This window comes from Zarconia sp. (assembly GCF_057467645.1).
Window position 1 is genome coordinate 22,386 of the sequence record NZ_JBRJXU010000019.1, and the last position, 13,612, is coordinate 35,997.

Here is a 13,612-nt window from a genome sequence, read left to right on the forward strand (position 1 = left end):
CGCAATCTTGACAATACTAAACCGTTTAGTAATATAAAAATATAGAGCTTTCTCTTTTCGGGATAAAGTTGATGAATCTAAACGCATTCAGCGATCGGGCAGCATTGAATCCATGGCCTCGTCGTTCCCTCGTCCTCGTTGGAGCCGCAATTTTGGGCATTGCGGGAACGACAGCCTGGGGGATGTGGCAAATGCAAACCGCGCCGGTTGACAGTCCCACAGAAGTCGAAATCGTCCCGCAAATTAAAACGGTAACGGCCTTGGGACGACTCGAACCGATGGGAGAAACCATCGATTTAACCGCTCCAACCACCACCCAAGGGAGTCGGATGGAAGAGTTATTCGTCCAAGAAGGCGATCGGGTTGAAGCCGGGGAGGTTATCGCCGTTTTAGATGGAAAAGAGCGCCTCCTGGCTGCCTTGGAGAGAGCTGAAGAAGATGTCCGCGTCGCCCAGGCGCGTTTGGAACAAGTGAAAGCCGGGGCAAAATCCGGGGATATTGCCGCCCAAACCGCCGAAATCGATCGCATTCAAGCTCAGTGGCAGGGAGAAGAAGCCGCCCAGGAAGCCACCATCGAGCGCATCCAAGCCCAGTGGGATGCAGAACGCCTCGCCCAGGAAGCCACCCTCGAGCGCATCCAAGCTCAGTTAGAAGGCGATCGCAACGCTCAAATGGCTACCCTCGAACGACTCAAAGCCGAACTCAAAAACGCCGAAGCCGAATATCAGCGCAATCGCCAGTTATACGAACAAGGAGCCATTTCCCTGTCGCTATTCGATAGCAAACGGCTCGATGCAGACACGCGCCGCCAGCAACTCGCCGAAGCCCAAGCCAACTTCGATCGCATCGGGCGCACCGGAACCGAACAACTCGCCGAAGCTCGCGCCAACTTAGCCCGAATCGACGGTACCAGCCGCCAGCAACTGGTCGAAGCCCAAGCCAACCTCGATCGCATCCAGCGCACCGGCATCGAACAAGCCAGCGCGGCTGCCGCCCAACTCGATAGTATTGCCGAAGTGCGCCCCGTAGACGTGCAAGTGACCCAAGCAGAAGTCGATCGAGCCATGGCTGATGTCGAACGCGCCCAAGCCGATCTCGAAGACATCTACGTCCGCGCCCCCCAAACCGGTCAAATCGTGGAAATTCACACCCGTCCTGGGGAAAGAATCGCCGATAGCGGCATTGTGACCTTGGGGCAAACCCAACAAATGATGGCGATTGCGGAAGTTTACCAAAGCGACATCGCCAAGATTGAAATCGGGCAAACGGCAACCATTACATCCCCCGCCATTCCCGATACCCTCCAAGGAACTGTCGAACAGATTGGCTTACAGGTGGGACAGCAACGGGTTGTAGATGAAGACCCGGCCGCTAATATCGATGCCAAAGTCATTGAAGTGCGCGTCCGCCTCGATCCGGCTTCGAGCGAGAAAGTCGCCGGACTGACGAATTTACAAGTCACCGTCCAGGTTGCACTGTAGGGGCGTAAGCATTTGAGCGACTAATTCTGGCTCTAACGAAACCTTACATATCCAAATGCTATGGCCCTCACGCATGGCTTCGCTAACGCCCTCCGAGATGACAAGGGGGACGCGGTGATGGCGGATGGGGAAGACGCTTCGGACACGGGGATGCGGTGATGGGGGAAGGGAGGAAATAGTAGAAACGGGAGAATTTGGGGCAAACGGGAGCAAGATGCTCCCACTGATGACTTTTCCCCTGCCTGTGCCCCCTCGACCTCCTCTACCCCCGAAGGCCCAAAACCACTAAACATCAGGAGTTACTGCCATGCTCGGCTTCATCAAAACACTCACAACCCTGCAACAGCGTACGCCATTGGGATTGCTTCAGCTCAAACACGATCCAATGCGATTGTTAACAGCGATCGCCGGGATTACATTTGCTGACGTTCTGATTTTCATGCAATTGGGGTTTGCCGATGCCCTCTACAAAACCAACACCCAATATCCCCGCACCCTCCAAGGCGACTTAGTTGTCATCAGTACCCAAGCCAAGAACTTCGGGCGGTTAAGAACCATTCCCCGACGGCGGCTTTACCAAGCTCAAGATGTACCCGGCGTTGCATCCGCCGATGCGTTGTATTTGAGATCGATCGATTGGCGAAATCCCCAAACCCGGAAAAAGACATCGATGCTCATCATCGGACAAAATCCCGATCTCCCGGCCTTCGATTTACCCGACGTCAACCAACAACTCGATAAAATTCGATTGCCAGATACGGTTGTATTCGATCGCGCATCGCGAGGAGAATATCAGGACATTATTGCTCAAGTCGAACGGGGAGAAACGGTCACCACAGAAATTAGCTTGCGAACTGTCACCGTCGCCGGATTGTTCGCAGTCGGTGCATCCTTCTCCGACGACGGCGCGCTGATTACCAGCGACCAAAACTTTTTGCGGTTGTTTCCCAGACGGGATGCGGGTGCACTCAGTTTGGGGCTGATTCACCTACATCCGGGATATGACCCCGAACAGGTGAGAGCGGCATTGGCAGCTCACCTACCCGACGACGTGCAGGTATTGACCCGTCAAGGCTATGTCGATTTTGAAATGGCCGAGATCCAATCCACCTCTCCCATTGGGTTTGTCTTTGGCTTGGGGACGGCAATGGGATTTATCGTCGGCATCGTCATCGTCTACCAAGTGCTTTCGACGGATGTGAACAGCCACCTGGCAGAATACGCCACCTTCAAAGCGATGGGTTATCGCAACAGTTATTTACTGGGAGTAATTTTTGAAGAAGCCCTGATTTTATCGGTGCTGGGATTCATACCCGGTTTGGGAATCGCTCTCGGGGCCTATCAACTCACTGCCGCAGCCACCGCATTGCCCATCGTGATGCCCTTGAGTCGAACCGTTCAAGTCCTCTTACTGACCATTCTCATTTGTGGTGTATCCGGGGCGATCGCGACTCGCCGACTTCAAGGGGCCGATCCGGCTGATATTTTCTAAGACTCAATCGCATTGGTGCGCTTCAGAGTCGGGGTAGTGCCCCTGTGCCTACCCAAACCTAAAATTCTGGATACACCCGGGGGGATCACCCCGACTCGACCCATATTTCCAATAGATTGCCAGCCCAATACGAGCAAGATACTCCCACTCAAATCATGACAAAACAACCCGTTATCGCCATTTGCCAACTCGACCATTATTTTGGATCGGGACAACTCCGAAAACAGGTCTTATTCGATATAAATTTAGAGATTATGCCCGGTGAAATTGTCATTATGACCGGGCCCTCGGGTTCTGGAAAAACCACCCTCCTGACGCTAATGGGCGGCTTGCGATCGTCTCAATCGGGCAGTTTGAAGATTTTAGGACAAGAACTGTGCCAAGCGGGTGAGAAAGATTTAGTCAAGGCAAGGCGAAACAACGGTTACATTTTCCAAGCCCACAATTTGCACGGCAGTTTAACTGCCCTGGAAAACGTGCAAATGGGTTTAGAAGTTCACGGCAAATTCTCCAAAGCCGAACGCCACCGTCGGGCAGCCGAAATGCTGACCAAAGTTGGGTTGAAAGAGCACATCAATTACTATCCGGCGAATCTCTCCGGGGGGCAAAAACAGCGGGTTGCGATCGCCCGCGCCCTGGTGAGTCGTCCCAAAATTGTCCTTGCCGACGAACCCACCGCTGCCCTCGATAAAAAATCGGGACGGGATGTCGTCGATATCATGCATGACTTAGCCAAGCAACAAGGCTGTACGATTTTGCTCGTCACCCACGATAATCGGATTTTAGATATCGCCGATCGGATTATCTACATGGAAGATGGACGCTTGGCCGCTCAACCTGAAGCCATGGCAGCTTCCCATTAGATTGAATGCAAGCATCTCGAGCGTTGCTGTTCGCGACTATATAAGCAGAAAAATCAGCACTAGAAAATAACGGCTTCTCATCTTGAGATGGACACAAAACCAATACAGGAATTAGTTCATCGGGTTGATTAACCTCCTGGATTACATTTACTGTTGCCACTTTCAGCATGAACTTAGGGGAATAACGGGCGGATTTGACCGAATTTACCATAAGCTAATCTTTGCTATAGCAATATGTCCTGATAAACACACATCAACGTCAGTTCCTGAATCAGATTTTCGGTTAATATCGTCTCCCACATAAAGATACCCGTTCTCTTTTTTAACAAATTCTGTTAGTAGAGGACGGGTACACAGAGAACAAAACACCATTTCTGGCTCAGATGCATCAGGTTCGAGATGAGGAAAGTTAACAGTCCATAAACTCCCAGGTTCAAGGGGTTGAGTTAATAATTTCTGCAATACCTGCACAGTCCATTGTGTTGCCAGCTCCCAGTCTATCTCCCAGTCAGTTCTCTTAAAATGAGAAAAAGCGATCGCCGGAAGGCGATGTATCGTTGCCTCTCTAGCAGCCCCTATTGTCCCTGAAGGATAAATGTCCGATCCCATATTGCAGCCAGCATTAATCCCAGAGACAACAAAGTGGATATCGTCGTAGAGATAGTTAACCCCCAGACGAACGCAATCTGCTGGCGTACTGTCTACGCTCACTTCTGTAGGCGATCGCCGTTCCACTGGAATCACCGTGCGAATATTGACCTGATGCCCGCAGCCTGACTGGTGTTGTTTAGGTGCAACTACTGCAATGCGATCGGTTGTTACTTGGGATAATGCTTTGTGTAATGCGCGAATGCCGGGAGCATTAATCCCATCATCATTAGTTACTAAAAAAGCCATAATCTCACATCAATCAATAAGCAAAATAAGACCGATCTGTTCAGGCGCTGACCCTCTTGCTTTTCCAATTTTTATAGGTATTGAACTATTCAATTTTGTTGAATAATATCAGATCCGGGTAATTCACCATAATATACAAATCCCACGAGTCACTTTCTCCCCCTGCTCACATCAACCGGAATTATGGTTATTCAACCGGATTTGATATAACGCACTAAACTTTATTCCACAACAAACTTGGCATGGTATAGTGGTTTTCATAAACCTAAGAATAGTTTTTTTCTATTTCTGAGAAATGCTTTGTTTAATCCATCCACCCAAAATATCCAGATGTTTTTGACTTCCTCGAACAACTTCTGGTAAATATTTTTTGATTTTTCCTTGAATTTTATTTTTATTTTGCCAAGCTTCATCAAATGCCTCTATCCATGCTTCAATTGAGTCTACTGGCGTAACTACTGGTCCGGGATTGTCAAATAGTTTCAATAGTCCGTCAACTTTAAACTGCTGTCGAATAGAAAGGAATGGGCATTCACCCTTGAGAGCAAAAACAATCGAATGATAGGTTCCAAAACTGATGGTAAATGTAGCTTTACCATACAAGTACATTTGTGCTTCGACATTGTAACGTGGATTCAGCACTTTAATTTTGGACTCTCTTTCAGTACAATCGATTACCTCTCTAATTAGTTTTTGCTCTGTAAGCTTTCCATAGAAATGGGGGCAAATTAGTACTTGATGTTGTGTTCTATCGATTACATACTGTAGCAAACGACCCATTTTGGTAATGTAAGATGTAAGACTGACGGTAGCTGAACCAATATCGAGTCTGCGAAACCCCTTTAATTCAGTCAGCACAACCATAATAAAAGGTTCTCGTTCCAGAACTCTAAGCAGTTGTTCAAATTCATCTAAGCTACCCTTGTCTAGAAACTCTTCTGGACTTCTTTTAGGGTGAGCCAAAGCAAGATCTCCTCCCATATGGATCTGAAGGTCTTCTCTTAAGTTTAGTTGAGAAAGATTTTCTAAGCTGATAGGTTCTCGAACCGTCCAAAACTCGCTTCTATTAAGAACTCGTCTGCGAATAATATTTTTTGTGGCATTCAAAAAAGGACCAGTACTATTGGCTAGAATTCCAAAGGGAATACCCTTACTATTACAAATAGCTAACTGCAGCAAATACTGATTTTCGTATTCTGAATATATTTCACCAAAATAGGGATATTCAGGACTGCTGACAACCAAGTCGTGCTGTATCAAATCTTTGACTGCTGGAGCCAGCAATTGCGGCCAAGCTATACCCCCAAGCAGATACAGTTGCCTGAGCTGTTCGGGGGTATTTGGATAGATATCTGATAATGCGATCCAAGGCTTAATCTCTACATTTTTATATCTACCCAAGTCCAACCATTTGTGTAGATAGATGGTTGTCTTAATATTTAAGTCTAGGGAGTTAAGAAATGACAATATTGCTCCCTGCATGGCTTCACTGCCACGGTTACATCCCCAAGCATTTACGATGGCAAATTTCATAATTTTTTAACTTTTTATTGTGATATTGTCTAGCTGTTTTATATATTTATAGCAGTTTGTGCTGGTGTATTTACAGATCTTGAATTGACCCTTTTGGAAAATAAGAATTACCAGTTTTTGGGTGTAACGATGCCAGCGCGAAGCGCTATATCAATCGTCCAAATAAACCCAAACTGATTTAGTTTAGGTTTAATAGAAAGAACAAGGCTTCAAAGGATTGGTCTCGTCCAAAGCCAGACTGTTATGTGAGGGCTACAGAGATTTGGAGTAGGTAACTAATTCTGTGTAGGTGCTTAAGCAAGTAACAAAAACTAGAGTAAAGTAGCATCTAACCACATTACCCCAAACAGGTCATGACCAACACCATAGCCCGGTTGTTGAGTTGCCTCCAATTTCCGCAACACTTGAGCTAGCATAGACTCGACCTTCTGTCGGTACAGGTGTTGGTCAGAAATCTGTTGCAATTCTTTCTGGGCTGCTGCCTTAAATCCTTGAACTTCAGGGGGCAACTCAACTGAATCGACCGCCAAAGGCTCACCCAATAACTCTGTGGCGTCACTCACCAAACGGTTCCACCAACTAGAGAATTTCCTGAAGAAATCTAAGATGTGCTCTGGTGCCGCTCCTAACTTGACTGGGAAGATCAGTTGGCTTAAGTCTGTCTGTTGTGAGGGTGAGAGCAAACTATTTACTAGGTCGCGATACTTGGGCAACTCTGGGTTAAACTGCTTTGTTGAGGTATGGCGACCAACCATAATTGAGCGATCGAAAAACGCACACTTCTCAATCGGACAGCCTACAGCATTCGCTGCCTGCTGCATAATTTCTTGCAAGTGTTCGTGAGAGTAAAAACTCATCCATGTTGGTTCTGTATCGCCTTCGCTCTCGAAAAAGCTCATCGAGTAATCCCAACGGTTTTCTTTCCATTTGGGCGTCCACTCGATACTGTAACGCCCCAAGACATCGACCACCACAGCAGATCGGGAGCGATGCTCGCAAACATTCGTGACAATCATTTTTAGGGCTTGGTAAAGCTCATCGGGAGTCAGATGAGAGTAGGGAACTCCGCAAGAAAGGTATACATCGAAGGGTTGCTCTAATCGGCTAGTCCGAATATCCGCACATTCAAACCGAACGTTACTGCTGTTTCCATATAGATTACGGGCCGTTTCCACCATTTGGGGACTGATATCAATTCCCAAGTAGTCTAGATTGTCGCTGCTACCCAGTTCCGATGTCTCTGACAATAGCGTTGACAGTAAAACATATCCATCTCCCGTACCAGAACCTACATCAAGAACTTTTAGCTTGTCTACCTGATTTTTGTGGCATGATGCGATCGTCTGCTTGAACACAGAGCGAGAAAATGGCTCTTCCCACCGAGTTTTTACTCCATCACGACGATGGTCAGATAAGTAATGTTCAACGGCATTGCTTTGCTCATATACGGTCTTGATACAATCTTGAGTTACTTTCATCAAATTCTAGTTATCTTAGGGTTCGGAGTACAACTTACAAAAAGATTCTAGGTTCTGTTAATATTTCATGCTAGAAGCTTTTACTAGCAGTGTTGACGAAGAGTGCGCGCTCGCACAGATGAAACTCAGTCCTCACATGGCAGTGAAAACAAAATGTCAACACAGCCTAAAGAACTAGAAAAATGTCATTTTTTACTTGATTCAAAAAACGATCGCTTCGCAAGGATTTGAAATTAAGATAGGAGGTAAGCATTCATTTAAATCCTTGCTTCCGGACCCAAGCCATAAATTTCGAATTTTTGACGATATCGCTTCTGACTCTAACTTTTTTAGGCTAACGGCTGAATGGTATTAATACAGGTAATGGTTAGTTTTTGCCGCGTAAATTAGAGAATCTATTGAAGAATCACATCGTTTACCACTGCACTTTGTACATCTGAAATAACTCTCCTCCCGACTTAGAACTAATTTTCTTCACGCCCGCCTCTTTAATGGTTTTTTCCCAATCGGCGATCGAATCGAGAAACACTTCCGTCCCCAAATACGTTTCGAGAATAGCCCAATCTTCCGCCAAGGATGCTTCAGGATCGAGAACGTCAAACACAAATTGTCCTCCCGGTTTGAGAACGCGCTTCACCTGTGCCATGACCGCACTCCAATACTCGCGGGGGTAATAGCAACTAAACCCGGTGGCGATCGCCAAATCGAATCGATCGGGTTCGTAATCTAACTGATGAGCCGCACCAATTTTGGCTCCCTTAAAGAGTTTAGAATTCAGCTGGGGCGCGCGAGATTTTAGAGCTTCGCAGGCAATACTACTCACTTCTTGCCCGTAGAAAAAAGCATTCCATTCCCACCATGGGTAGATGAGAAAACTGACTCCACAGCCAATATCCAAACAGTGCTGATTTTTTTTCGGCTTCACCATTTCCCAAAAGGGAGAAGCAATTCGAGATTGTAGTTTTCGGGCCGCCCACTCTCGAAAAATCGGCATCGATTCGACTTCTGCCGGTAACTCGAAGGGTTCTCCTTGATATTCCTGATTGTAGCGATAGGCAAGCTGACTAATTCTCGACGTCCAATTCTCAGAGGAATTGCGAATAACGTATTGAGGTATATCGACGGGTTTTTTCATGTCGATTTCGATGGCTGGGTAATCTCTATTTTGAAGTTAAAATTCTCGATGTTATCGAATTTTTAGCGTCCTCCTTTCAACGCCTTAGAAAAGTTTTTTCGGTAGGAAGCATTCGCAATTAAGAGTACGGGCCACAAGAGCGCCAGGGTAAGCTGATTGCCAAACCCCCGCTCGAAATTGGTACGGTGAAACCCTTGCCAAAACTTCCAAACTCCACCACTATAAACGAGGAAAACGCCTAAACCGATTAAGTAACTCATCGCTCTCGATTTTCCGATAAAAGACGATTACTGTGGATTGCAAGTTTGCAGAGCTAGAACCCATCGAATCCACAAACGGGCAACTCGATCGCCACTCGGCTCGATCGCTCCACTTCTTGATTTTAGTAGAAATTTTCGCTAATGGACGCCCCTGAACGGACTCCATCTCATCTGGAAATCCCCTCACGAACCCCCAGCAAAAAAATGGCGACCGAGATCGATCCTGACATCAGAGAGACGATCTCGATCCGCCCTATATCTAGCTTCTGTCATGTTATCGGTCGTCTCGTCCAAAAATATGCAAATCTCGGGAAAAAATCTGAGATTTCCGCTTTGGTAGCTCTCGGACCCACAGGAAGAGTGAATGGACAATGGATCGGTTGCGATGCTCTTCCCCCTCTCCCTTGTCCCCTTGTCTCCTGCCCCCACACCCCACACCCCACACCCTAATCCCCCCTCTCTGGGCAACGATCGCCTCGGCGGTGATACCATTATCATGTTTCCTGCGAGAGCTTTGCCGGGAGCGACTCCTCAGATGCACCCCACCCTCAGCCCATGGAAAACTTGTCTCTAGATGGTATTTCCCCACCCGAACCCGTCAGTGCATTCGATCGCGCGATGATGCGGCGCTGTCTGACTTTGGCGCGGCAGGCCTTGGGAAAAACCGCACCCAATCCCCTCGTCGGGTCGGTGGTGGTAAAAGACGGACGCATCGTCGGTGAAGGATTTCACCCCGGTGCGGGACAGCCCCACGCCGAAGTATTTGCCTTGCGCGAAGCTGGAGAGCAAGCCCGAGGAGCGACGATTTACGTGAGTTTGGAACCGTGCAATCACTACGGACGCACGCCCCCCTGTTCCGAGGCGGTAGTGAAAGCGGGACTGGCCAAAGCCGTTGTCGGCACCGTCGATCCCAATCCGAAAGTGGCCGGAGGGGGAATTGCTCGGTTGCGGGAAGCGGGTATCGAAGTTGTCGTGGGGGTGGAAGAGGAAGCCTGCCGCCAACTCAACGAAGGATTTATTCACCGCATTTTGCACCGTCGTCCCTTCGGGATCCTCAAATACGCCATGACCCTCGACGGTAAAATTGCGACCACCACCGGTCATAGTGCCTGGGTGACGGGAGAAGAGGCGCGCAAAGCGGTACACCATTTACGATCGGCTTGCGATGCGGTGATTGTGGGTGGCAATACGGTGCGCTCGGATAATCCCCGACTCACCAGCCATCGCCCGGATGCGCCCAACCCATTGCGAGTGGTGATGAGTCGCCGGTTGGATTTGCCCGAAGACGCCCGTTTGTGGCAGACAGAGGAAGCGCCGACGTTGGTCTGTACGGAAGTGGGGGCCAAGCCGGAATTCCAGCAAAAATTACGAGATTTGGGCGTGGAGACGATCGAACTCGAATCTTTAACGCCGGCTGGGGTGATGGATATTTTGTACGATCGCGGTTCGCTGTCGGTGTTGTGGGAATGCGGTGGAACCCTTGCCGCGCGGGCGATTGCCGATGGTACGGTCCAGAAAGCGATCGCCTTCATCGCCCCCAAAATCATCGGCGGCAAACTCGCCCCATCCCCGGTGAGCGATCTGGGGTTAGAAATGATGCCCGAAGCCCTGAATTTAGAGAAGGTACGCTGGTCTCAGGTGGGGCAAGATATTGCGATCGAGGGATATTTAGAATTGCGATCGTAGGTGGGTCTTGGGGTCTCTTGCAGAGAATGGCTCGATCTCAAGTATGGGATAAGCATCTGTTTCATTTCGGCTGAGACGCTCTGCGCTCAATTTTGAGACGTTTCATTGCATTCCGGGTGAGGTTGCCAGGGGGAATGGTTTGGATTGCCCGATGCAACGATTAACTCGATTTGACCGCGCTCGTTCCGTCGCCATCCCGTGGCTTCCAGGAACGGTGCGATGGGTGCGGATGCTTCCTCCGATTCAACTTCCGGTGCACTGGGAGACAAATGGCTGTCGATTTCCCCCAAGCGAGTATCCCGCCATACCGTCTGTGCGGGTATGGCTTGGGTGGGGTCGGGTGGCAATCCACCACTTCCAGTAATAGCAAACCGGCTGCGGGTGGCAATCTCGCAGCTGTTTTGAATCTGGGTATTGGAATTGAGGGGGTTGCTGCTCAAAGCGATGAGTCCCGAAGCGGGATCGATGATGGGATTATTGACACTCACCCGACCATCGACACCAAACTGAGAACTGGCGGTAATACTGCTATTGGGAAATACGAACAGTCCTTGGGTTGTAATTTCGATATTGCCTCCCGCCCCTTCAAGAGCGTTAGCATTAATTTCACTGTTTTCGAGCAGGGCAATCGTGGCAGAGTCGATCGTAATGTTGCCGCCATTGCCCAAGCCGGAGGACTCCGCTTCGATCGCACTTCCACGGCGCAGTTGCAGTGAGTCTCGGACATCGATGGCAATGTCACCTCCCTCTCCCGAACGGGTGGCAGCGGTAATGCTCCCTTCCATATCGAGCGCGATCGAGTCGGCATTGAGTTGCAGTATCCCGGCGTTACCCGATCCGGCATTGCCAACGGTGATTTGTCCCAAATCGCTGACCCTCAGCACTGGAGTCTCGATGGCAATCCCCCCAGCATCTCCACTGGGAGTCACCGGTGCATCAAGCAGTTGTTGAAACACCGGGGGGGCGATTTGAGCATTGCTATTGATGAGCCCGGTATTATTGGTTCTTTGGGATACTCCCCTGACTTCGACGAATTCAGAGGCCTCGATCTCGATTCGTCCCGCATCCCCAGCGCCAAAGGTGCTAGCGGCAACGCGACCGCCATCGCGCAGTAACAGTCTAGAAGTATTAATGCGAACCTGACCCCCATCCCCAACAACAAACGTCGTGGCAGCGATTACGCCAGTTGATTCGATCGACTCGGAGGCATTCACAACCACATCTCCTGCATTTCCCCGACCCCCAGAAAGAGAGGAGAATGACGCTCCATCCAAAAGTTGAACTCGAGCAGAGGAGAGGATTGCATCCCCAGCATCACCATCGCCGACCGTCGCCGATTGAATCAAGGTGACGCTATTACCCAATGGAGAACCGAGAATTTGGGCGGTTTGCGAAGCTTCAACCATCAGATTGCCACCCAATGCTCCGCTAAAATTGCGATTGTCGACGATCGCTCGATCGGACGCACTCAAATTTCGGGTAGCCAGTTCGATATCGCCACCCCCACCAGTGCCTAATGACTCCTGCCTCACCAAAGTGGAAAACCCATCGGTTGAGGGCATTCCCAGAACAATCGACTCCGAAGCATCAATACGAATATTTCCGCCGGGTTGAGTGCCTTGAGAATTGACAAACAAGGCCGAACCTTCCACCATCGTCACATTTTCCCCGTGTAGGTGAATGGCTCCCCCCTCTCCATCGATCTCCACTAACGCTTTTCCCGACAAGTCGATGTTGCCGAGGTTCTCGATTCCCCCGTAGTCGAACTGCCAACCCAAATCCGTCGAATTCAATGGTACGGTTTCCGTTATCGTGCCACCGCCAACTGCCCCCAGTTCGATACGTCCTCCGGCAGCTTGAAGCACCCCACCTTCTAGCTGCACGTTGGCACCGACCAATGCTAGGGTGTTTCCCGACGAAACCTGCAGACCGATGGGATTATTACTGCGATCGAGGGGTGAAAAACCGATGATTTGACCGGAGATCTGATGTCCGGTGCCCCGAACTTGGATGTTGCCAGAATTTTTCCCCACCTGCAAACCCACGGGAACGTTCATCGTCAGTAACGGTGGGGTGTTGGGTTCGGTGGCACGATAAAAACTCCCATCTGCAAACAGCAAACTCTCCGCAGTACTTCCGAGGAAGGAACCGCCAATATCCAGCCGCGCATTGGGTCCGAATTGGATACCGTTCGGATTGAGCAGAAATAGGTTCGCCGTTCCGTTGGCGCGAATCAACCCATCGATATCGGAAAGACTGGTTCCAGTTACGCGGGTGATGATGTTGTCGATCCCGGTGGCATTGTTGAAGAAGGCTTCGCTCCCCGTGGGAATGGAAAATTCTAAAAAACTGTGGAAGAGATTGGTTCCCGCCTCCGTTCCCCCTTCGATCGTCAGGAGGTTGCCATCGGGAAGAACGACGGAATTGTTGGGTAAAGTGGCATCGGGGGTAATCTGCGCGTTGGCGGGTGCGGCGATCGTTGCCAATGCGAAAATGACCGCACAGATCGGCCAAGAGCGAGATTTGGCTGGGTTCATGAATCCTTCTGAAGTGTAGGGATTTGGCGGGTTTGAGTTTGCGAACGTCGCAAACGGATCTTCTCAAATCAGAGTTCGGAGGAAGTGCTTGTCGAGCATCTAGAGCAATCGCCAGGAGATGGCGACGCAGGTGTTGGTGAATCGGGGATCTGGGTAAGAAAGATGCTCGTGTGGAATGCGCGGCTATTTATCGTTCAAACCGTCCTAACTGTCATGGCAACAGCTATATCGCGGTACTCACTGTAGGCGC

10 protein-coding genes are annotated in these 13,612 nt (G+C 49.5%); 4 read left to right on the forward strand and 6 right to left on the reverse strand.

Annotated features, from left to right (window positions below; genetic code table 11):
- Positions 1-71 precede the first annotated feature (71 nt).
- The 3 genes from AC2215_RS03070 to AC2215_RS03080 all read left to right on the forward strand — a co-directional run bounded on the left by AC2215_RS03070 (position 72) and on the right by AC2215_RS03080 (position 3,836).
- Entirely contained in the window at positions 72-1,481 is a 1,410-nt protein-coding gene (locus AC2215_RS03070) for an HlyD family secretion protein (protein ID WP_486808484.1), read from the forward strand.
- 307 nt (positions 1,482-1,788) lie between these two features.
- Positions 1,789-2,973 carry an ABC transporter permease DevC gene (devC, locus tag AC2215_RS03075; protein WP_486808485.1) on the forward strand — a complete coding sequence of 395 codons (1,185 nt, stop codon included), beginning with the start codon at positions 1,789-1,791 and terminating at the stop codon, positions 2,971-2,973.
- A 155-nt stretch (positions 2,974-3,128) separates the two neighbouring features.
- On the forward strand, positions 3,129-3,836 hold the full coding sequence (locus tag AC2215_RS03080) for a DevA family ABC transporter ATP-binding protein (protein ID WP_486808486.1): 708 nt from the start codon (positions 3,129-3,131) through the stop codon (positions 3,834-3,836).
- A gap of 204 nt (positions 3,837-4,040) precedes the next feature.
- On the opposite strand, the gene surE is transcribed toward AC2215_RS03080, so the two are convergent.
- From surE to AC2215_RS03105, 5 genes are all read right to left on the reverse strand, one after another.
- Positions 4,041-4,733, reverse strand: coding sequence for a 5'/3'-nucleotidase SurE (gene surE / locus AC2215_RS03085; RefSeq protein WP_486808487.1), 693 nt, complete (start codon positions 4,731-4,733; stop codon positions 4,041-4,043).
- Between the two features lie 282 nt (positions 4,734-5,015).
- A complete protein-coding gene (locus AC2215_RS03090; protein ID WP_486808488.1) occupies positions 5,016-6,266 on the reverse strand; it encodes a polysaccharide pyruvyl transferase family protein in 1,251 nt (416 codons plus the stop codon).
- A 311-nt stretch (positions 6,267-6,577) separates the two neighbouring features.
- A complete protein-coding gene (locus AC2215_RS03095) occupies positions 6,578-7,744 on the reverse strand; it encodes a class I SAM-dependent methyltransferase (RefSeq protein ID WP_486808489.1) in 1,167 nt (388 codons plus the stop codon).
- A gap of 415 nt (positions 7,745-8,159) precedes the next feature.
- Positions 8,160-8,879: a class I SAM-dependent methyltransferase gene (locus AC2215_RS03100; RefSeq protein ID WP_486808490.1), complete on the reverse strand. Its 720-nt coding sequence runs from the start codon at positions 8,877-8,879 to the stop codon at positions 8,160-8,162.
- A 62-nt stretch (positions 8,880-8,941) separates the two neighbouring features.
- Positions 8,942-9,139, reverse strand: coding sequence for a hypothetical protein (locus AC2215_RS03105; RefSeq protein ID WP_486808491.1), 198 nt, complete (start codon positions 9,137-9,139; stop codon positions 8,942-8,944).
- 555 nt (positions 9,140-9,694) lie between these two features.
- Here AC2215_RS03105 and ribD point away from each other — a divergent pair.
- A complete protein-coding gene (gene ribD / locus AC2215_RS03110; protein ID WP_486808492.1) occupies positions 9,695-10,825 on the forward strand; it encodes a bifunctional diaminohydroxyphosphoribosylaminopyrimidine deaminase/5-amino-6-(5-phosphoribosylamino)uracil reductase RibD in 1,131 nt (376 codons plus the stop codon).
- Between the two features lie 86 nt (positions 10,826-10,911).
- Here ribD and AC2215_RS03115 read toward each other — a convergent pair whose 3' ends face one another.
- Positions 10,912-13,362, reverse strand: coding sequence for a two-partner secretion domain-containing protein (locus tag AC2215_RS03115; RefSeq protein WP_486808493.1), 2,451 nt, complete (start codon positions 13,360-13,362; stop codon positions 10,912-10,914).
- Positions 13,363-13,612: the final 250 nt, after the last annotated feature.

What these genes read in the sequence shown, in the direction of transcription:
- AC2215_RS03070 (WP_486808484.1), top strand. Translation starts at nt 72, where the DNA reads ATGAATCTAAACGCATTCAGCGATCGGGCAGCATTGAATCCATGGCCT.
- devC (WP_486808485.1), top strand. Translation starts at nt 1,789, where the DNA reads ATGCTCGGCTTCATCAAAACACTCACAACCCTGCAACAGCGTACGCCA.
- AC2215_RS03080 (WP_486808486.1), top strand. Translation starts at nt 3,129, where the DNA reads ATGACAAAACAACCCGTTATCGCCATTTGCCAACTCGACCATTATTTT.
- surE (WP_486808487.1), bottom strand. Translation starts at nt 4,733, where the DNA reads ATGGCTTTTTTAGTAACTAATGATGATGGGATTAATGCTCCCGGCATT.
- AC2215_RS03090 (WP_486808488.1), bottom strand. Translation starts at nt 6,266, where the DNA reads ATGAAATTTGCCATCGTAAATGCTTGGGGATGTAACCGTGGCAGTGAA.
- AC2215_RS03095 (WP_486808489.1), bottom strand. Translation starts at nt 7,744, where the DNA reads ATGAAAGTAACTCAAGATTGTATCAAGACCGTATATGAGCAAAGCAAT.
- AC2215_RS03100 (WP_486808490.1), bottom strand. Translation starts at nt 8,879, where the DNA reads ATGAAAAAACCCGTCGATATACCTCAATACGTTATTCGCAATTCCTCT.
- AC2215_RS03105 (WP_486808491.1), bottom strand. Translation starts at nt 9,139, where the DNA reads ATGAGTTACTTAATCGGTTTAGGCGTTTTCCTCGTTTATAGTGGTGGA.
- ribD (WP_486808492.1), top strand. Translation starts at nt 9,695, where the DNA reads ATGGAAAACTTGTCTCTAGATGGTATTTCCCCACCCGAACCCGTCAGT.
- AC2215_RS03115 (WP_486808493.1), bottom strand. Translation starts at nt 13,362, where the DNA reads ATGAACCCAGCCAAATCTCGCTCTTGGCCGATCTGTGCGGTCATTTTC.